Origin of the sequence: Gilliamella sp. App6-5 (genome assembly GCF_001690525.1) — a bacterium.
GTDB classification, from domain to species: Bacteria; Pseudomonadota; Gammaproteobacteria; order Enterobacterales; family Orbaceae; genus Gilliamella; species Gilliamella apicola_H.
In genome coordinates this window covers 1-21,453 of the sequence record NZ_LZGT01000047.1, presented here as the reverse complement: position 1 = coordinate 21,453, position 21,453 = coordinate 1, and the positions used below count along the sequence as shown (strand labels likewise).

The window sequence follows — 21,453 nt, the reverse complement described above, 5'->3', positions numbered from 1 at the left end:
TTCCTCTATTTATATTTTACAAATTAGCCAGCCATTTATTTACTGGCAGCACGATGATTTTTTACAGTGGGATGAATTTGGCGCTGTTGATTGATTAAAAGACGAATATCGCCCTAAAGTACGCATAAACAGTACCACTATAGTAATAAATGCACTGCACCCAAACAGCCACCAAACGGCTACAGGCGAATGCCCAAGCAACGTAAATTGATAATAAATGGTTGCCGTAAGCCACGCAACGGTAAAAGTCCAAATTGCCACAAACACCATCCACTTAAACCCAGCTTCGCGATAAACTGCACCCAACGCCGCAGCGCAAGGAGTATAAAGTAAAATAAAAATTAAATAACTCATCGCAGCTGAAGGTGAACTAAACCCATTTTTAATTTGTGAAATTGTTGTCGAATCCACCTCTAAATCAGTCTGTAGTGAATCCATATCTTGTGAAGCAGTATTAAATCCTAATGGATCTAAAACAGCATTCGACAAACTTGCCAGATTTTTTGGAATGGTTGCTAGCGCCTCTAAAATCCCTTGTGACAAACTAAATGGTTCGTCTTGCTCGTTATCATCATCGATAGAATAAAGCGAATTGAGTGTTGCAATTACCGATTCTTTAGCAAAAATACCAGTAAAAATACCAACTGTTGCTGGCCAATTATCGTGTTTAATCCCCATCGGTGCAAATGCAGGAGTGATTTTTTGACTAACAACAGAAAGCATAGAGTTTTGTGAACTTTCTTGCTTAAACGAACCATCACTTCCCCATGAGTTAAGCACACTTAATACCGTTACCATCAACACAATGGCTTTACCTGCTCTAAAAATAAACGACGTTAAGCGCTGCCAAGTCAAACTAAGCAGGCTGCGTAAAGTCGGAATACGATACACAGGCATTTCCATAATAAATGGTGTGAGCGAACCTTTTAATAAAGTGAATTTGAGCACAAATCCCGTCACCATTGCCACTGCAATGCCTAGCAAATATAAAGCAAACACCACTATAGAGGAGTTTTTAGGGAAGAATATCACCGCAAATAATGCATAAACCGGCAACCTTGCTCCACATGACATAAAAGGGATCATACAAATGGACATAATGCGATCACGTGTACTTTCAAGCGTTCGCGTGCCCATAATGGCTGGCACACCGCAGCCAAACCCCACTAGCATTGGCACAAACGCTTTACCCGGCAACCCGATACTGCGCATCAGCCGATCGATTACCATTGCGGCACGTGCCAAATAACCAGAATCCTCTAGAAACGACAAACAAAAAAACATCGCCCCAATAACAGGAATAAATGTTGAAACAGTTTGAATGCCACGACCAATACCATTGGCTAAAATAGCTGTAATCCAATTTGGAGCATTGATGGCATGAAGTAGCTCGGTTGTGCCATTAACAAAAATAGTGCCACAAAGCACATCAAAAAAATCAATAAACACCGCACCAAAATTAATCGCCACCATAAACATGGCATACATAGCTAACAAAAAGAACGGGATTCCAGTAATGCGCCCCAAGGTAATATTATCGAGAATTTCAGAAAAGCGACCGCTAAGCTCGCGCGGTTTTTCAATGACTTCCTTACAAATTACATCAATCGTGTCATAACGAGCGCTAGCAAGTGCCACATCGATTTCATTATCACACCACTTTGCAAGCGACAAGCGGCAGTCCGCTAACATTTTGGTTTCACGTTGTGATAAGTGATAGCGCGATTCATCTAATAAGGCATCTATCAATTGCCAGCGATTTAATTGGCGCACAACACTATCTTCAGGCAGATCGCAAATATAATGGTGAATCACCGCTTGCTGATCATCGCCAAGCAGATCAATCGATGGTTGAGCTGCATATGGATGCATTACCATGTTTTCGATTTGTTGATAAAAGCCCTGCAAACCGGTTTTTTGACGAGATGATATTGCCACCACAGGACAACCGAGCAACGTTGACAACAGATCAACATTAATCTGTTCGCCCATGGCTTTAACTGCATCGCTCATATTTAACACAACAATCATCGGTACTTGTAAATCAATCAACTGACAAGTTAAATACAAACTACGTTGCAAATTAGTTGCATCAATAATATTAATAATCACGCATTCACTTTCGGACAGCACGAATTGGCGCGCAATAAGCTCATCTTGCGAAACACTAAGCAGATCAGGCTCAATTGAATACGTACCAGGCAAATCGATAACTTCATATTGTGTATGATGATAAGTGAACATACCGGTTTTACGTTCAACAGTCACGCCCGGCCAGTTCCCTACTCGCTGTTTTGAACCCGTTAGTATATTAAATAACGTTGTCTTACCACTATTAGGGTTACCAATTAACGCTATCTTCACGCAATTACCTCCACAACCTCAATGGATTGCGCTTCTTTGCGACGTAAACAAAGCGAAAATCCACGCATTTTGATTTCAATCGGATCACCAAGCGGCGCAACACGCACAGCCAAAACCTTACAACCTGGCGTAATGCCCATTGCTAGCAACTTTCGACGAAAGGGGAACGATTCAGGTAACAAGCGAGTAATCACCGCCTCGCGGCCTAAAGGTAACTGATTAAGGGTAAGAGATGACATTATGTTTCCTAAAAATAACAATAGTATTGATAAAAGTAATCGTATTAAATTAAAGATACATATCTTAAAAAATAATCAGAATTATTTTTAGTGTAAAAATGCGAATTATTCTCAATAACAACAAATAATAAGTAAAAAAATCGCAAAAATAGTCAAATCATAGAAAAAACAAAACCAAACTCATTCGGTTTTGCTCTGTTTTATCTATAAGATAAATCGTAACAATGGTTTTCAATTGTTTTAAAAGCGTTATTGTTTTCATAAAAAAAGATCAAATAGAATATTGATTTTAATTAAATTTTATATAGATTGATTCAAGCTTAACCCGACACACGCTAATTATTCATCGGAATTCATGTTAGCAAAATGAGAAACCAAGAAGTGAAAATAAATTCTCTAGTTGTTTTCCCTGACTAGCGCTTTATGTCATCACATTCGGTTTTCGACGTTTTATAGGATTGTATACCAACTCTATGCGTTTGAGGAATCGCAGCTTTGCTAGACTTGAGACCTCTAAATGGCGATAATGTTTAAGCAAAGTATTTAAATTTTTGTATAAAAAATCGACTTGAGTCAGCTTAATTTGGTTAGTTACATTGTGAGGTAATAAGTTTATTATCATTACCTTGAATTTGTTTAATTTGTTGATTGCGCTTGCATTCCCATTGTTTAGGCGGATACATTTTATTCCACTCGGTCATTAACTTATAATCAGCATCTGATAAATTTATATTATATTTATTCGACATATAAAAATAGGTTCGTGCTATTGTTCCTCGAATCTCGTCGCGCGGTTGAAATTTTCTTCCTTTAAAATCAACGGCTGATTGGCATTTTCCATATTGATTAAATTCTTTAGTGAATTGCGAATAGCGATAATTAGACCTGTCACCATTTACTTCACCAATAGCGGGCTGTAGATTGTGTATATCCCCCTCCATCAAGTTGAACGTAACATCTTTTTTACACGCTTTACGTCCACCATCGCGCCAGCACTGTAGGTGACGTCCAAAATTTTCGGCTGGCATAACATGTTCCCACTCAATGCGTTCTGCTCTTGTTTGATTTTTTCTTGGCTTGTAACCGCATTTAGTGAAGTCAACAGTCCCTTTTTTATTATTAAAACTGAATTCACATCCGCAATAAAATTCCGTTTGCTCAGAGTTTTCGTTATAGATTTTAACTAACTGGTTTTTTGCCCAATTAAAATTTTGCTTGCTATTAACGATTGGTTGCTCGACTTGTACCAATGAAACCGAACCATCGCGTGAATTTACAACATAAACACCCATGGTATCAGCATAACTAAGATTACAGCACGATAAGATAAATAATGCGATGAATAGCTTTTTCATAAATCCTTTTAAAAACAACTCCAAAACATATAAAAATTTTAATATTTTTATATAAAAAGCATTGACCTTTAATATAAGATAACTTACAACGTTAGCTATCAAATGAGATAATTGATAAAGTAATCCCCTAACTGAGACAAAAGTTTAACAAGAATTAACATGAAGTTAAAAATACCGCTACTTTTGTTTAGCTCCCCAGCATTCTAAAATAGTTCAAAGTTGAGAGTGACGGCCTATCAATGCCTTTCAATATAACAACTATTATTTAATAAATCAAGGCGATTATAGGGTATTAACTCGATCCAAAATTAACAAATCGAGTAATAAAAATGAGGTATCAACAGCAAAACTTTTAAATTAAATATAAACAATAACGCAATGATTAAACAAACCACGTTAGACTTAAACATCTCAGAAACTAAGTTTGTATTCGAAAGCATTAAATTTTGATAAATAACAAAAAAGTCTCTAGATAAGGCTTTCAGATTGCGGACAAATCTTAATATCATTCGGAATTTATGCCCGTATTTATCACTCATATTTCAATCAATATTTTGTTAAATTAGTAAAAAAATAATAGGCCAAACCGTCGAAATAAAAGTGGTTTTATTGGTTCTTTTTATCTGGCATAACTTTTTACCCTATTTACTTGAGCAAATTTCATTGGCTTTGCCTTAATCCGTCTATCAAATATGTCGCGTAATAACTTTTTAGTGGTTTTTACTTTAGTACATTTTGATAATAAAGGGTATTATTTACACCGTATCGACTCAGAATGATTATGATGATAACCTTTTTTCGACTAGTGATTTTATGAGCTAGCATTGTTTGCCCAGTCAAGTATAGGTATTGTGTTGGCTATTATAGATAAATGCCCATTTCTGATTGGCTGATTTACGTGTGAGGCGACGATAACTTGGTACTGGATAATTTTGTTCGGTTAATAGTAAATAGCAAGTGAGGCGGTAAATGAACCCTCAATAATTTGAGGGTTTTTATTGCATGTTAACTTAAATTATTAAAGCAAATCATTTTACTTTTAATTGCTGTTGTGCTTTCTTTTGTTTGCGGCTTTTGATTAACATAATTAAATTTTTATGTGGTGTTTTCATAGATTATTTCCTTTTAGTTATAATTATAGGGTGAATAAATTAATTTTTAATAATTTTTTACTATATAAATTTTAAGATTGCTAAGCGATGTTAATATCGCTTAGCTATTATTAGTCAATTAAAACCATTGACCAAAGCGTTTGATATAAATGCGTTTCATCAATTGTGCAACACAGCAATAGCTAAATAGGGTTGCTAAAAGCCATGGAAAGTATGACCAAGGTAATGGTTGTAAACCAATTAACCCACCCAGTGGAGAAAACGGAATATAAATACCTACAGCCATAATTAACAAGGTCATCACAATAACAGGAAATGCTGCGGTGCTTTGCACAAATGGAATTTTTTGTGTTCTAAGCATATGCACAACCAATGTTTGTGACAATAACCCCTCAATAAACCAGCCTGAATGAAACAGCGATTGCGCTTCAACACTGTTTGCACTGAATACAAACCACATTAGTGCATAGGTTGTGATATCAAAAATAGACGATGTTGGTCCAATCCAAATCATAAAACGTCTAATATTTAGTGCATCCCATTTGCGTGGTTTTTGTAAAAACTCATCGTCCATTTTGTCCCATGGCAATGAGAGTTGAGAAATATCATACAGTAAGTTTTGAATAAGTAAATGTATCGCTAGCATAGGCAAAAATGGTAGAAACGCACTAGCCACTAATACTGAAAAAATATTACCAAAATTCGAACTTGCGGTCATGTTTAAGTATTTCATGATATTGCCAAAGGTTTCGCGGCCGCATATTACACCTTCTTCCAATACCATTAAGCTCTTTTCAAGCAGAATAATATCGGCAGATTCTTTAGCAATATCTGTTGCAGTATCAACCGAAATTCCTACATCAGCATCGCGCAGTGCCGGTGCATCGTTTATACCATCTCCTAAAAAACCAACGGTATGACCGTTATCTTGCAATAATCGGATAATTCGCGATTTTTGCAGCGGTGTTAATTTAGCAAAAATGGTGCGTTGTTCGATTTGTATTTTGAGTTCAGCATCATCCATTTTTTCAATTTCAGTGCCAAGTAATGGGGTGCCTGGCTCTAAACCAACTTCTCGGCAGACTTTGATGGTGATGATTTCGTTATCACCTGTTAAGACTTTAACACCCACACCATGTTCATTTAAGGCTGAAATCGCTTCGAACGCACTTTCTTTTGGAGGGTCTAAAAAGGTTAAAAAGCCGCGAATAGCAAGTGCTGTTTCGTCTTGCACTGTGTATTGTGTTTTTGTTTCGCTAGCTGGAATATCTTTTACACCAACCGCTAATACTCTAAAACCTTCTTTGTTATAGTCATGCGCGAGTGCAATTAACGCTTGTTTTCGTTTTTCATCTAATGGTAAATATTCACCATTTTCGTAGACATGACTAGCAATAGATAGCATTTCTTCAACTGCGCCTTTGCAAATCATTAGATGGTTATCACTGCCATTTTGCACAACCACCGATAAACGACGACGTACAAAATCAAATGGTAATTCATCAATTTTTTTGTACAAGCCAACACCTACTTTTTTCATGTTGGTCTTTTCTTCGGTGAAACGGATGATCGCTTTATCCATTAAGTTTTTCATACCACTTTGATAATAGCTGTTAAGCCAAGCGAGTTCTAAAACAGAAGAGTCAACTTGGCCCTTTATATCAAGGTGATGCTCTAAAATGATTTTATCTTGCGTTAAGGTACCTGTTTTATCGGTACATAAAATGTCCATCGCACCAAAATTTTGGATAGCGTTAAGTCGTTTAACTACAACTTTACGTTTTGCCATACCAACGGCGCCTTTGGCTAGGTTAGCACTGACGATCATTGGTAACATTTCAGGCGTTAAACCAACCGCAACAGCTAATGCAAAAAGTGCCGCATCGCCCCAATCATTTTTTGAAAAACCGTTAATAAAAAAGACAATTGGCACCATGATTAGCATAAAGCGAATAAGCAACCAGCTAACGCTATTAACCCCCCGATCAAACGAGGTTTCAGCACGCGATCCAACAATTGATTTTGCTAATGAGCCAAAATGCGTATCGGCCCCCGTTGCAACTACAATGGCAGTAGCGGTACCACTGACAACATTAGTGCCCATAAAACAGATGTTATTAACATCAAGTAAATTATCTTTATTAATGTCTGATGCTTCGATATTATCGGTATTTTTTTGTGTTACCGCGCCTAATGTGTCATATTTTTCAACCGGAATCGATTCACCAGTGAGTACAGCTTGACTAACAAATAAGTCACGAGATTCGATTAATCGGATATCCGCTGGGATCATGTCACCAGCTGATAAATAAACAATATCCCCCGGAACAATTTCACTTAATGGAATTTCAATGCGCTCTGGGGCCATATCTTTATGTGCACGTCTTAGCACGGTTGCGGTTGTGCGAATCATTGATTTTAGCGCTTCGGCCGCTTTGTTTGATCTAAACTCCTGCCAAAAACGCAATAACCCACTGAGCGATACCATGGTTAGGATAATAATAATCCCAGTTAAATCAGTTTCTTCACCATTTTGCAAAGGCAACCAAAAATCAGTTACAAAACTGACGATGGCCAATGCTAATAATACAAATATAAATGGATTATTAAATGCCATTAATAGTTGCACTATCACTGATGGCGCTTTTTCTCGTGCGACTTCATTTTTACCATATTGTTCAATTCTCGATTTGGCACTTTCTTGTGTTAATCCTGAAAGGCTGGATTGAAATTTAGATAAAATGCTATCTAGGCTGTTTTGTGCTTCGTTGATAGCTTTGATATCTACACTATTTTGTGCTTTGGTTTTTGATGTATTTTTTGTCATCATGAGTACCTATATTCATAATTTTGGCAAAAACATGCCAACTCATTGTTATCCTATAACGATAAGTCATTAAATTTTGAGATGAGCTAAAATTTTTAGTGCATAGCAAAACTAGCCCATAAAGCTATTTTGTATAGCTAGTGCTGAGCATTAAATTTAATTAGCAAATAGAATTAATTAAGAATTTAGATACAACTCGGCGGTTCTAAATGTTTTTCTGAAAGATGTAAAACACGCAACATTAAGCTTTGTGCGCATTGATGTTTTGAGTTTGTGTGATAGCGTATAAAAAAATGCATATCGTTCACCATTACCGTTTTATCAATTTCGGCTTGTGAACTGAAAAAATGGTGATTTAGACAGGTTCATTAACCGATAATGATGTGTTTAAAATTGTCTCCCCGCATTTTGGGGTGACCCGATTGAGTGTCCATATTTCTCCTGTAAATTGAACTCTTCACTTTGTATTTCAACTTCCCTTCACCCTCATTTTTAACTTCCATAATAGCTAAAAAAGGAAGAAAAGCTCAAAAGGCGGGCATTTTATACGCCTTTCCGAAACAGAAGTCAACCCATACCCCCTTAAAAGAGTGATAATTGTCGGAAAACAGCATTTATCGCCGTTTTTATCTTCATTTTATATCGAATTTATACCTAACTTACCTAATATAAGATACAATCACTTCATGATTAATTAACAGGAATATTTTAAATGGAACTTTCTGAGTTACTCCATGATAATTGGTTCAATTTAGTGATTATTTTTGTACTTTCTTTTGTTGCATTTATTTATAAAAAACGCACTAAACATGACGGTTTTGATAATATCATTAAATATACCGATATTTTAGAAAAAATCCCTTATCCAAAATATCAGACAGATTATCTAAATAACATTAAAAAAAGGCTCATTTGGGAAAAGGTCTGCTTTTACAAATCCGGCAGTATTGACAAAGAAAGTATTGCCATTTCACTAGTGAATGCCGATATTGATCATCTTATTAAACTGACTCAATTAGATTCCTTAACTCAATATTTTGGGATTGTAAAAAATCGTGTTACGCCACTAAAACCCTATTTAATTAAAGAAGTTATGCTTAGCGGTATTGCATTTGCGTTCGCATTTATTATGTTGCTATCTAATATAATTACCGTTTTTAGTTCAACTTGGATAATTAATGTCATTATTGCTATTTTAACAGTCTTTATTATTATGATCGCTTTATTTTGCTTTGCATTAGAGCCGGTTAAACGATTTAAAACCTATCTTTTAATTTCAAAAGACAGCAGCTTTTTACAACGAGCGAATAATGAATTAGCTAAAATCATTCAAGATAAAAATAAAATTAATACCACTATTTTAGAAGAAATTAGCACATCAGAAAAATAACAAATTCAGCTACGAGATTAAAATAGTCAGTCAATATGACTATTTTAATAAACAGGATTAAACGTTATTGTTAAAAGTTATCCTGCTTTTTGTTGACATGAAATCAAGCCCGAATATTCAATCTGGTATTTTTTAACTGATTAACCAGCTCTAATAGTGATATGTTGAGCTGATGCATGAACTGCTGATATGAAAACGCTTTTTTACTAATTTCGTCCAATTGTAATTCCCAATGTGCGGTCATATCAGGCATCGACATGATATCGGGTAGCGATAAAATCAGATTTTTACCCACGTCAGTTGAGCGAATTGTTTTACCTTGACGAGTTAAAAATTGGCGTTTAAATAACAATTCAATAATACCGGCCCTTGTTGCTTCAGTACCTAAGCCATCGGTTTCTCGCAATATTTTTTTGATTTCGGGATCTTTAACAAATCGGGCAATTCCTGTCATGGCAGACAATAATGTGGCATCGGTAAAAGGTCTTGGCGGTTGAGTTTCTTTACTAACCAGCTCGGTATCAATACATTGCACAATTTCGCCCTTTTTAACTAATTTAGTTAATAAACCATTACTTTCATTGTCATTTGTCTCGGTTTCAGCTTGATAGTTTTTACTTCTAAATAAAACTTTCCAACCTTCGTCAAGCATCTGGTTGGCTTTAGAAATAAATTTTCCTCCTTGAATGTCAACATCAATTTGCAATTCAGCATATCTATAAGCTGGATAAAATTGAGCTAAATATTGCGTTGCCACAACTTGATACACCGCTTTTTCGTTATCAGTTAAGTTTTCCATTCTAGCTTTGCGCAAAGTTGGAATAATAGCGTGATGTGCTTCAACTTTTTTATCATTCCAAGCCTTGGAACGTAATGCAAAATTAGCATCACCAATAGCGGTTTGTAGTTCAGGGCAATTATTTTCAATGGCGGACTTTATGCCTGTAATTTGTTTTAAATGTTCTTCAGGTAGAAAGCGACAATCCGACCTTGGATAGGTGATTAATTTGTGTTTTTCATATAACGATTGGCAAATGTCGAGCACATCTTGAGCGCTCAATCCATTTTTTTTGGCCATTTCAATTTGCAATGCCGATAAATTAAATGGCATTGGTGGCGCTAATTCTTTCTTTTTATTACTGACTTTATCAATTTTTCCAGATTGATTATTAATGCGCTGACAAACATTTTCGGCTAATTTTTTGACTAATACACGCCCTTCTTCATCCTGATAAGGCGCACAGGCTTCGCTGGGTTGCCATTTCGCTTTGAATATTTCATTATCTTTGGTTTGCAGCACAGCAAAAACTTCATAAAATGGTTTAGGTACAAATTGCGTTATCTCTAAATCTCGCCTAACCACCAATCCTAAAATAGGCGTTTGCACTCGCCCTATTGATAATACGCCTCGATAACCGTTTTTTTGCCCAACAATAGTACAAAGCCGACTCATATTAATTCCATACAGCCAATCGGCTCTAGCCCTTGCTAATGCCGAGGTTGATAAAGGAATAAAATCTTGATTGTTGCGTAATTGTTGCAATGACTTTTCAACAGCACTAGCATTCAAATCACTAATTAAACAGCGTTGAATTGCTTTGCGCTTATCTGGCGATAATTGGCAATAATTTAAAACTTCATCTACTAGTAACTGCCCTTCCCTATCTGGGTCACCAGCGTGTACTATTTGCTCTGCTGACTTAATCAGATCTACCAAAATATTAAATTGTTTTTGTGTATTGCCTTTAGGCATTAATATCCATTTTTCAGGCACTATGGGTAAATCATTAATCACCCATTTTTTATATCGAGGATCATAAACTTCTGGTGTAGCTTGCTCAAGAAGATGACCAATACACCAACTAACCACATCGCCATTACTCGCTTTAATAAAACCATTACCTTTTTGAAGAGGTTTAGGTAATACGTCAGCGATAGCCCTTGCTAAGCTGGGCTTTTCGGCAATAAACAAACGATAAGATTGATTAGGTTGCATAAGAATAATTATTCATTAAAATTTCAAACAAGATAAGTTTGAATCGGTGTTAATTTCATGGTTTTAAATAAAAAGCCAATTATATCCTTATACTCAACTTTATAAGCGTTCATAAATTTTCATCCATTTTTTAACGATGCTTTATTACCACCATTTTTTGTATTTAAGCCAAATAACTGAAATAACACAAATAATAACAAGTAGTAATATTAATCCTACAAAAGACCAACCTTCACTACTAAAAGGAATACCAGCTAAATTGACGCCAAGCAAGCTGGTTAAAAACGTAATGGGTGTAAAAATTATGGTAAAGAGTGACATTAAATAGATTCTTTTATTGGTTGATTCAGCCAAGAAGCTATTAATTTGTTCCATAATTGAAGCTATTCTTAATAAACAGCTATCAATATCAGATACATAATGATTTTGTTGATAGGAAATGTCATGCAAGCGTTGGCGATCGTTATCATCAATCCACGATATTCTTTCAGTCGAAATTTTTACAAAAATATCGCGTTGTGGTGATAACAATCGGCGTAAGACGATCAACTGTTTACGAACTCGACCAATTTCTTTATAAGAAAAGATACGTTGGTTTAAAACAGATTCCTCTAACTTAATGATTTTATTGTGAACACTATCAAAAGATAAATTAACTTGATCACTAATTAAATCAGACATTTGAATCAACCAATCCGCCACATCTACAGGACCAATTCCCTTTTCTAGATGATCCTTTAATTCGGCAATAGCCGAAATTTGTTGATGCCGTGTTGAAATAATCATGTTATCAGTTATATAAAAACGAAAGGTAACAATAGGATCGGGAAGCTCATTGGGAACAAAATTAACACCTTTTAAAACCACTAAAACACCCGACTCAAAACGAATTTCCTTGGATATTTGCTTAGGTTTTAGCAATTCATTTTTAATCAAATCTGGAACTAGATTTGTATTATTTACCCAATTGATGGTTTCTTGTTTAGCAAAATCTAAATGAATCCAAAATGGTTGTGAAATTGAAGGTTTACTCTGTTCATTAAGTGGTAGCGCTTTGCCTTTACCATCTAACTGACAACAAAAAGCTGGTTTAGCTTCTAAAAGATGTGAAACAGAAATAGAACTTACACTATTTTGATTAGTCATTACCGATCTCATTTATTGTTTTTTCAAATTATATACCTAATTTAACTTAAATTGGAGCCATCAACTAGCGTTTTATTATTTTACTTAAGGCATTAAAACCAATCCGTTAAGCTCATACTAACACAGGCTAAACCCGCCCAAAAAACTAAAACGGATCAAGCTGAATAAAGTGGACAAAATCTGGGGGATAATACCTGAAAGTATTGTAATATAAGCCAGTTTTTATGTATAAATATTGTCTTCAATATCAACTGGGATGAGGTTAACCTGACGGCTATTATTTATAAATCATCTAGATCATCTTCACACACTAATTTAGAAACAAATTCATTAAAGCTATTGCATAGAAAAAGAGTACTCTTATCTTGATTATCCGTTAAAGATAAATTATCAGACCATGTGTCAAGAGTGTAATAGTATATTTTTCCATTATTAATATCGATGCAGAAATAATTACCACCCGCGTCAATCGCAAAAGGTAAAAAAGTTTCCGGTAATAACTTTCTACCCCATAAATTTTCTGCTTTGGAAGGCATTAAATAGTTCTTGTTATTATTAAACTTTTTATAGTATTTGATGGGAATTAGTTCATGAATTACAACCTCTTCAAATTCACCTTCAGGATCCAGCCAAGTATTATTCTCTGGCATTCCACCATTGTGGTGTAACAGGAATTGTCTTAATTGAACAGGAATTTTTATCTTTAAGAGTTTTTCAACCTCATTTAGGTCAGCGGTGTTAATTGATTGTTCAGAATCGTAGAATTTGTTACTTGCTCTTGGTTTAATATCTTCATATTCAACGATTTCTTCTTTATCTTGCTCTTCATCATAAGTTAAAGCATTTAAAAAATTTTCTAATGAATCAGATAAATAAATGCTATTTTTTTTAAAATTTTGTTCTGTATTTAGAGTGTCGTCCCATTCTAGTCTGAGATATTGATATATCGCACCAGTATTAATATTTATACATAAAAAACCATTGCTTAAATCGCGAGCAAAAGGTAACAGCTCCTTAGGTAACTTTTTATTGTCCCAATGTTTGAAAGCAATACCTTCCATGATAAAATCTGGGTCATTTTTAAATGCTTTATTATATTTTATAGGAATAAAATTAAAAACTTGAAGTTTGTATGGAGGAACAGTTGTTTTCCAAATATCTTTATATACCATTCCGCCATTACAATTAAGGTAAAGCTGTTTTAAAGAATCTGGAATTGTGATACCTAACTTCTTTTCACAAGCATTTAAATCTTTATCAGTCAGTTTTTTTTCGCAGTCATAAAAGTTATCTACATTAATCATATTAATTCCCCAATTATATTACATATGTAACTATCGTTCTAAAAATTGTTCAAAAAGTACAAAATTCATCTACTATATAAAAAGAATGAGATGTTAATTTTTAGATAAATGCTATGATCCAACAAATATTAAATAATATAAAAAATGGTCCAACTATTTTAACATTATCTCAGATAATAGACATAATAAAATATCTTCAAGCAATTACAGTTGATGAGATTTTGAAAAATGATAAAGCTTTTTTGGAGATATTAGATTCATTAGTTGATTCTTATTCTGATTCCGCAATATTTGAAATCGATAATGATAATAAATTATTTTTACATCATTTTAGTGATTGGCTGCTCAAATTAGGGAAAAAATACTCGCACGGTAAAAATCAAGATGATTTAAGCTCTTATTCAGATATGTTTTTAAAAGAAATGTGCAATAAAAATATTACTCGGGGATGTTGAGCTTTTGTATTCATCATGATCCTTCTTTAACATTTTTAACCGCATCATACAACATGCTAATATCGTTATACCAATTGAGGATATTTATAGACTCTAGTAATATGACCCTTTCGTGAGTTTTTTATTGAAATATCTCATCACCTCATCACAGACAACCAATTCAAATTTGATAAAAAATACCTTCTAACGTATTACAATACGCTTATTTATTATCCAATTTAGCCTGTATTTAGTATTAATTTTTATCTCTTTTTCCAAGTGGGTATTTGTCTATATTAGTCTGGACATAAATTCATATTGATCTTACACAGTGTTGTGTGAGTATTTTTCGCTCTAAAATTTCTCAGGTAGACTATTGATTTTATTAAAGTTTTTACAAGAAGGTGTTTTTTAGAAAAATTAAACAATTACATTATATTTTTGTTTTTTGATGAAAAATAAGGCTTGATTAAAATATTTTGGCTGGAGCATCAATTTATTCGACTTTTTACACTCTTTTAATAAAAAGGAGACCTCCCCTTTTAATGCGATAAGTGACAATTCATCACTTTGTCGGTATTATATGGGACATTTTATTATAATCGGTTAGGTTTAGTGTGAATATTCAACAATTATTAACGCAACGTGTTTCGCAAGCCATGATTATGGCGGGTGCTGATAAAAACTGTGACGCTTTAATTAAGCAATCAAACAAAGCACAATTTGGTGATTACCAAGCGAATGGCATTATGGCTGTTGCCAAAAAACTAGGTATGCCACCTCGAGAACTTGCCCAAGCTGTTTTGCAACATTTAGATATCGATGATATCGCCGAAAAAGTGGAAATTGCCGGCCCAGGCTTTATCAATATCTTTTTAAAAAATAGCTGGATTGCTGAGCAAAATGAAATTGCTTTAAACAGCGATAAACTTAATATCACTTTGCCCGCGAAACCACAAACAGTTGTGGTTGATTATTCAGCGCCTAATGTCGCCAAAGAGATGCATGTCGGGCACTTGCGTTCAACCATTATTGGTGATGCTAGCGTTCGCGTTTTATCGTTTTTAGGTCATAATGTTATTCGTGCTAATCATGTTGGTGATTGGGGAACGCAATTTGGAATGTTAATTGCGTATCTTGAAAAGATGCAAAATGAACATGCCAATGATATGGATCTTTCAGATTTAGAGTCATTCTATCGCGCCGCTAAAAAACATTATGACGAAGACGAAATTTTTGCCGAAAAAGCTCGTAATTATGTAGTGAAATTACAAGGTGGCGATGAATATTGTCGCGATATGTGGCGTAAGCTAGTTGATATTACCATGACGCAAAATATTGCCACTTATAAACGTTTAAATGTCACCTTAACCGTTGAAGACACCATGGGCGAAAGCATCTATAACAGTATGCTACCGGGTATCGTTGCCGATTTAAAACAGAAAGGACTTGCCGTTGAAAGCGAAGGCGCGATTGTTGTGTTTTTAGATGAGTATAAAAACAAAGAAGGCGAACCGATGGGGGTTATCATCCAAAAACGGGATGGTGGCTATCTTTATGCCACAACCGATATTGCTTGTGCTAAATACCGTTACGAAACATTACATGCCGATCGTATTCTTTATTATACTGATTCCCGCCAACATCAACATTTAGAACAAGTTTGGGCTATTGTTCATAAAGCCAAGTATGTGCCAGAATCATTAAAACTTGAGCACCATATGTTTGGTATGATGCTAGGTAAAGACGGTAAACCATTTAAAACACGTTCTGGCGATACCGTTAAATTAAATGATTTGCTCGATGAAGCTTGTGAACGTGCGACAACATTAATTCGTAGCAAAAATCCTGACTTAACTGAAAGCGAGCTTGCCGAAATCGTCGATGCAGTGGCTATTGGTGCAGTTAAATATGCCGATCTTTCTAAAAATCGTACCACCGATTATGTTTTTGATTGGGATAATATGTTGTCATTTGAAGGCAATACCGCACCTTATTTACAATATGCTTATACCCGAGTGTTATCGATATTTAAAAAATCGAATATTACCGAAGCGAGCTTAACAGGTAATATTCGTTTAGAAACCGATAAAGAGCGTGCCTTAGCAACACGTTTAATTCAATTTGACGATACAATTTCAACCGTAGCAAGGGACGGTACGCCGCATGTACTTTGTGCTTATCTTTATGAAATTGCGACGCTATTTTCAAGTTTTTATGAGAACTGCCCTATTTTAACGGCCGACAGCGAGAGCTTAAAACAAAGTCGCTTGAAATTGGCTTGTTTAACAGCAAAAACACTGAAAATTGGTCTTGATATGTTAGGTATTAAGACAGTTGATAAAATGTAAGTAAACTGCCACCGATGTGAATGCATGGGTGGCAGTTTTGCTAATATACTTAATATTTTGTACTTTTAAGTTACATGATTTGTTTAACTATATTAATCTCTAATCCATCAACATAATCTTTAGCAAAGTTGGCAAATTCGACAAAATGAGGCGTTGCATTGTGAAAATCAATCGCCTGCTGTGAAGCCCATGTTTCGATCACAATAAAGATATTGGGGTTATCAATACTTTGATTAAGCTCATAGCGCACACAACCTGTTTCGGCCCTGCTACCTGTGACTAATCGTTTCAATATCGGTTGAAATGCTTCATAAAATTCTGGTTTAACGGCGATTGTGGCAACGATATTTAATTGGCTCATGTTAACTGCCCTATATTTCACAATAATTGGTTAGCACAGTATACGCTTGGCATCACCAATAATCCAAAACAGAATAATAAGATAAATAATCTCATTTTTGTGACGTTCAATTATTATTATTAAATAATAAGTTATCATTTAATTTTTTATTTTATGGGTAAACTGTATTTATTGAACGCTTTTTTTGCAGTAGAAAATCTAAAAAATAATACTTTAACCATTTCATTTATTTATATATTTTATCAATTATAGTCCTTGCTATTAAAAATATTTTGGTTAGAATTTCTGCAATTTTTAATCGATAAGGTATAAGCGCAATGAACACTTGTAAATCAATAATCTTAACCAATAAAATTATTGATAAGACTTTTATCCTCCTTTTTGGGGGATTTTTTTTGCCTATTGCGCTCGATTTTATCCACTTTCTTTAAAATGATTGCATTGTAGAGGCACATTATGATTGAACATAAAAACATGTTGTTAACCACAAGAGACCAAAGTTTAAAAGCCTATTTAATGAATAAAATTAAACAAAATGGCGGATGGGTTAATGCTCATATGCATGCCGATCGTGCTTTTACTATTTCGGTTGATAGTTTTGATGTCTATCAAAAACAGACCTTAATTGAAAAATGGGATACATTAGATAAAGTCAAAGCATCAATGAGCGAAGATGATTACTATCGCCATTTTAGTATGGCGGTTGAGCGGATGATTGAGCAAGGGGTGAGTGCAATGGGATCGTTTGTTGATATTGACCCTATCGCGCAAGAACGGGCCATTAAAGGGGCGTTAAGAGCACGCGAAACCTATAAAAATGACATCACCATAAAATTAGTCAATCAAACACTTAAAGGCGTTATCGATAAAGAGGCTCGTTATTGGTTCGATAAAGGCGCTGATTTAGTTGATATTATTGGCGGTTTACCACGTCGTGATGAGCGCGATCATGGTGAAGGCATGGGACTGAAACATCTTGATGTGCTAATGCAAACGGGTAAATCATTAGGCAAAATGGTGCATGTACATGTTGACCAGTTTAATTCTCAAGATGAGATCGAAACGGAACAACTTACCGATAAAACCCTTGAACATGGTATGCATGGTCGCGTTGTTGCCATTCATAGTATTTCGATCACAGCCCACAGTTTAGAATATCGCCAAAAACTCTATAAAAAAATGCAAGAAGCAAAAATGATGGTAATTGCCTGCCCATTTGCTTGGATCGATAGCCCACGCCGTGAAGAACAAGGCCCTACTCGTAACTCACTCACCCCAGTTGATGAACTAGCTGCTGCTGGTATTCCTGTTGCTATTGGCACGGATAACGTCAGTGACTATATGCTACCATTTTCAACTGGCAATATGTGGGAAGAACTTAAATTACTAGTGACTGGATGTCGTTATACTGATTTAGATAATGTCGTTAATGTGGCAACCAAAAATGGACGAATGGTGCTTGGGCTTGAATAGCTAATCATCTATATTAAATAAAAATCCCACAAACAATAAATGCTGTTGTTTGTGGGATTTTATTTTTGCTTTGCATATAAATACTATGCACACGGATGTGATTAGATTATCTTTTCTAAAAAATTCAATATAAACTTTAATTAGTTATAAATATGAAAGATCTCTAATAATATCCTCAAACCTTGATTTTAGTTCGGTTAATTGCTGTTCTTTTGCTGCTTGAAGCAAGCTATCTTTGCTTTGTAATGTTCCTTTACTGTGATTACGCAAATTTGATGGCACATTGCCAGAATAGATGTAATCATGTTTTGCTGATGTTTGAACTATGTCAAATTTTTTACTGTAACTATAAGCGCCATGAACCTCAATTTCAGTAGTCAGGGTTAATTTATTGCTATGCGTCACCGTTTTTAAATTAAATTGCTGATCTTTGTAGGTTTTAACTTGCTTTTTATTACCGTTTTCGTCAGACACTTCAACAAATTTATCAAAGACTTGTTCGGTTTTGGTTTCATTGTTAACGGATTCTCCAAGATCAGAAAATTCAACATTTGTCGTAATGCGAATTTTGACATCTGCCTGACTTGGTTGATAAATAACAAATTCTATAAAGTCCTTACTTAATATATCTAATACAAAAGATCTTAATTCTGAAGAATTATAATAGACTTTAATTTTCCCTTTTTTTGTATAATTATCTGCTTGTAAATCTGCATCGCGAAAAGATCCGTATTGACGATAAGCAGAAGCAGCCGAGGCGTAATATCTAGCAATTTCACGAAATTGATAACGGTGTGTTGCTGTTTTTTCTAGTTGTTTTGCTTGTTCATAAGCATTTTCTGCTTCTTGAGCACAGGCTTTTCTATCATTATCAATAGAAAGTTTATCACTATCTTTGTATTTGCCAAGTGGTTTATATACATCCGAGGCATTACTAAATGCATCCGCAGCAGCTTTATAATTACCTTGCTGTTCGAACATTTTCCCTTGATCATAATACTCTTTAGCCGCAAGTTGCATATATTTTTTATTGGCATTTTTGTACAAGCTTTCAATATTTTTATAGTTGTATTGCTCAAGCCCTTTTCCATATAAATCGGCTCTTATTCTATAACTTTCGCTATCGGTGCCAGTAATTGAATTGCCATAATTATAGTACTCTTTAGCTATATTTTGTTGTAATTGCGTAGCGTCATATTTGTTATCGAAAAAACTGATTTCTTGGCTATAAAAACGATCAGTTAATCGCATTTTCATAGCTAATAGGTTTTCGTAGCATTTTATCCGTGAGGCATAATCCAAACTATTAGTGTTTAAAAGGCTTGTTTCGTAATGTTGCATAACGCTACTGACGATATTTTGCAGTCGTTGTATATCTTGTTTTCCAAATTCTGCTGGACCTTTGTCCTCAATACTGTCACCTAATAGGTTGATACTTTCTAAATATTTTCCTTCTTTATAAGCATCTTCTGCTGTACGTGTATGACAAGCAGTTAATAAAAACATAAAAAAAACAGCTATGATTATACGCATAATTTTCCTTTCAGTTCATTTTAATTTTGTGCTCGTTCATCTATTTATTAAGATGAAAACTATTTTAATTAAGCTTAATTAATAAGCTGATTGGTGAGTTTATTATAAATTCGCTCTAATTTATTAACTTTTTTTGCTAAAGTTAAGCCACAAATTAATCATCTTTAAAACAAACTAACGCTTTATCACAGACAAACGATATAGCCCTGATATTACAAAGAAAAATAACTGTCACCTATTTGGCTAAACGCTTTATGATCAGCCGTCTAACCCTTTATATCCAGCTAAAAAGCTCAATTGAAGATAAAATAAGACAGCAAGCTAAATATTCGCTTTTTAGGTTAGATTTTGTAAAAAATATTCAGGATTCTATACCGTTTCGTCATTAATTAAGAATTTGTAGTCACTATGGCTTAAAACCTGTGATAACCATTGTAGCAATCATTCATAAACCGCTTGCTCACTAACAAGTAGGCAAGCTGAAAGCGATAGGGCTTTAATAAAGATGTGATGTTCACTTTTAGGTTATATTTTTGTAAAAAATATTCAGGATTCTATACCGTTTCGTCATTAATTAAGAATTTGTAGTCACTATGGCTTAAAACCTGTGATAACCATTGTAGCAATCATTCATAAACCGCTTGCTCACTAACAAGTAGGCAAGCTGAAAGCGATAGGGCTTTAATAAAGATGTGATGTTCACTTTTAGGTTATATTTTTGTAAAAAATATTCAGGATTCTATACCGTTTCGTCATTAATTAAGAATTTGTAGTCACTATGGCTTAAAACCTGTGATAACCATTGTAGCAATCATTCATAAACCGCTTGCTCACTAACAAGTAGGCAAGCTGAAAGCGATAGGGCTTTAATAAAGATGTGATGTTCACTTTTAGGTTATATTTTTGTAAAAAATATTCAGGATTCTATACCGTTTCGTCATTAATTAAGAATTTGTAGTCACTATGGCTTAAAACCTGTGATAACCATTGTAGCAATCATTCATAAACCGCTTGCTCACTAACAAGTAGGCAAGCTGAAAGCGATAGGGCTTTAATAAAGATGTGATGTTCACTTTTAGGTTATATTTTTGTAAAAAATATTCAGGATTCTATACCGTTTCGTCATTAATTAAGAATTTGTAGTCACTATGGCTTAAAACCTGTGATAACCATTGTAGCAATCATTCATAAACCGCTTGCTCACTAACAAGTAGGCAAGCTGAAAGCGATAGGGCTTTAATAAAGATGTGATGTTCACTTTTAGGTTATATTTTTGTAAAAAATATTCAGGATTCTATACCGTTTCGTCATTAATTAAGAATTTGTAGTCACTATGGCTTAAAACCTGTGATAACCATTGTAGCAATCATTCATAAACCGCTTGCTCACTAACAAGTAGGCAAGCTGAAAGCGATAGGGCTTTAATAAAGATGTGATGTTCACTTTTAGGTTATATTTTTGTAAAAAATATTCAGGATTCTATACCGTTTCGTCATTAATTAAGAATTTGTAGTCACTATGGCTTAAAACCTGTGATAACCATTGTAGCAATCATTCATAAACCGCTT

The 21,453-nt window shown here is 34.5% G+C and carries 13 protein-coding genes; 4 read left to right on the top strand and 9 right to left on the bottom strand.

Annotation, left to right across the window (positions count from 1 at the left end; genetic code table 11):
• Positions 1-39: 39 nt before the first annotated feature.
• The 4 genes from feoB to mgtA form a co-directional block, all read right to left on the bottom strand.
• Positions 40-2,364, bottom strand: coding sequence for a Fe(2+) transporter permease subunit FeoB (feoB, locus tag A9G24_RS06085; protein ID WP_065638237.1), 2,325 nt, complete (start codon positions 2,362-2,364; stop codon positions 40-42).
• Positions 2,361-2,603 (bottom strand): FeoA family protein, encoded by a 243-nt coding sequence (locus A9G24_RS06080; protein ID WP_065638236.1) that lies wholly within the window; start codon positions 2,601-2,603, stop codon positions 2,361-2,363. Before A9G24_RS06080 ends, feoB begins: the two co-directional genes overlap by 4 nt.
• Before the next feature lie 587 nt (positions 2,604-3,190).
• A complete protein-coding gene (locus tag A9G24_RS06075) occupies positions 3,191-3,895 on the bottom strand; it encodes an endonuclease (RefSeq protein WP_442902754.1) in 705 nt (234 codons plus the stop codon).
• 1,293 nt (positions 3,896-5,188) lie between these two features.
• Positions 5,189-7,897, bottom strand: a complete 2,709-nt coding sequence (mgtA, locus tag A9G24_RS06070; protein ID WP_065638235.1) for a magnesium-translocating P-type ATPase — start codon at positions 7,895-7,897, stop codon at positions 5,189-5,191.
• A gap of 712 nt (positions 7,898-8,609) precedes the next feature.
• Between mgtA and A9G24_RS06065 the strand changes: the two genes are divergently transcribed.
• The gene (locus tag A9G24_RS06065; protein WP_065638234.1) at positions 8,610-9,287 is read left to right on the top strand and encodes a hypothetical protein; all 678 of its coding nucleotides are present in this window, start codon (positions 8,610-8,612) and stop codon (positions 9,285-9,287) included.
• Positions 9,288-9,390: 103 nt separating this feature from the next.
• Here the strand turns inward: A9G24_RS06065 and A9G24_RS06060 are convergent, their stop codons facing one another.
• The 3 genes from A9G24_RS06060 to A9G24_RS06050 all read right to left on the bottom strand — a co-directional run bounded on the left by A9G24_RS06060 (position 9,391) and on the right by A9G24_RS06050 (position 13,733).
• Positions 9,391-11,283: a DNA topoisomerase III gene (locus A9G24_RS06060; RefSeq protein ID WP_065638233.1), complete on the bottom strand. Its 1,893-nt coding sequence runs from the start codon at positions 11,281-11,283 to the stop codon at positions 9,391-9,393.
• Between the two features lie 144 nt (positions 11,284-11,427).
• The gene (zntB, locus tag A9G24_RS06055) at positions 11,428-12,429 is read right to left on the bottom strand and encodes a zinc transporter ZntB (protein ID WP_176701167.1); all 1,002 of its coding nucleotides are present in this window, start codon (positions 12,427-12,429) and stop codon (positions 11,428-11,430) included.
• A 281-nt stretch (positions 12,430-12,710) separates the two neighbouring features.
• Positions 12,711-13,733 (bottom strand): SMI1/KNR4 family protein, encoded by a 1,023-nt coding sequence (locus tag A9G24_RS06050; RefSeq protein WP_065638232.1) that lies wholly within the window; start codon positions 13,731-13,733, stop codon positions 12,711-12,713.
• A 113-nt stretch (positions 13,734-13,846) separates the two neighbouring features.
• On the opposite strand from A9G24_RS06050, the gene A9G24_RS06045 reads away from it, so the two are divergent.
• A complete protein-coding gene (locus tag A9G24_RS06045) occupies positions 13,847-14,188 on the top strand; it encodes a hypothetical protein (protein ID WP_065638231.1) in 342 nt (113 codons plus the stop codon).
• 596 nt (positions 14,189-14,784) lie between these two features.
• Positions 14,785-16,518: an arginine--tRNA ligase gene (gene argS / locus A9G24_RS06040; RefSeq protein WP_065638230.1), complete on the top strand. Its 1,734-nt coding sequence runs from the start codon at positions 14,785-14,787 to the stop codon at positions 16,516-16,518.
• A 70-nt stretch (positions 16,519-16,588) separates the two neighbouring features.
• Here argS and A9G24_RS06035 read toward each other — a convergent pair whose 3' ends face one another.
• Positions 16,589-16,879, bottom strand: coding sequence for a putative quinol monooxygenase (locus A9G24_RS06035; protein WP_065638229.1), 291 nt, complete (start codon positions 16,877-16,879; stop codon positions 16,589-16,591).
• Between the two features lie 456 nt (positions 16,880-17,335).
• On the opposite strand from A9G24_RS06035, the gene A9G24_RS06030 reads away from it, so the two are divergent.
• Positions 17,336-18,352: an amidohydrolase family protein gene (locus A9G24_RS06030; protein ID WP_218056235.1), complete on the top strand. Its 1,017-nt coding sequence runs from the start codon at positions 17,336-17,338 to the stop codon at positions 18,350-18,352.
• Between the two features lie 144 nt (positions 18,353-18,496).
• On the opposite strand, the gene A9G24_RS06025 is transcribed toward A9G24_RS06030, so the two are convergent.
• Positions 18,497-19,885 (bottom strand): hypothetical protein, encoded by a 1,389-nt coding sequence (locus A9G24_RS06025; protein WP_065638228.1) that lies wholly within the window; start codon positions 19,883-19,885, stop codon positions 18,497-18,499.
• Positions 19,886-21,453 lie beyond the last annotated feature (1,568 nt).

What these genes read in the sequence shown, in the direction of transcription:
- A9G24_RS06080 (WP_065638236.1), bottom strand. Translation starts at nt 2,603, where the DNA reads ATGTCATCTCTTACCCTTAATCAGTTACCTTTAGGCCGCGAGGCGGTG.
- A9G24_RS06075 (WP_442902754.1), bottom strand. Translation starts at nt 3,895, where the DNA reads ATGGGTGTTTATGTTGTAAATTCACGCGATGGTTCGGTTTCATTGGTA.
- mgtA (WP_065638235.1), bottom strand. Translation starts at nt 7,897, where the DNA reads ATGACAAAAAATACATCAAAAACCAAAGCACAAAATAGTGTAGATATC.
- A9G24_RS06065 (WP_065638234.1), top strand. Translation starts at nt 8,610, where the DNA reads ATGGAACTTTCTGAGTTACTCCATGATAATTGGTTCAATTTAGTGATT.
- A9G24_RS06060 (WP_065638233.1), bottom strand. Translation starts at nt 11,283, where the DNA reads ATGCAACCTAATCAATCTTATCGTTTGTTTATTGCCGAAAAGCCCAGC.
- zntB (WP_176701167.1), bottom strand. Translation starts at nt 12,429, where the DNA reads ATGACTAATCAAAATAGTGTAAGTTCTATTTCTGTTTCACATCTTTTA.
- A9G24_RS06050 (WP_065638232.1), bottom strand. Translation starts at nt 13,733, where the DNA reads ATGATTAATGTAGATAACTTTTATGACTGCGAAAAAAAACTGACTGAT.
- A9G24_RS06045 (WP_065638231.1), top strand. Translation starts at nt 13,847, where the DNA reads ATGATCCAACAAATATTAAATAATATAAAAAATGGTCCAACTATTTTA.
- A9G24_RS06035 (WP_065638229.1), bottom strand. Translation starts at nt 16,879, where the DNA reads ATGAGCCAATTAAATATCGTTGCCACAATCGCCGTTAAACCAGAATTT.
- A9G24_RS06030 (WP_218056235.1), top strand. Translation starts at nt 17,336, where the DNA reads ATGATTGAACATAAAAACATGTTGTTAACCACAAGAGACCAAAGTTTA.
- A9G24_RS06025 (WP_065638228.1), bottom strand. Translation starts at nt 19,885, where the DNA reads ATGCGTATAATCATAGCTGTTTTTTTTATGTTTTTATTAACTGCTTGT.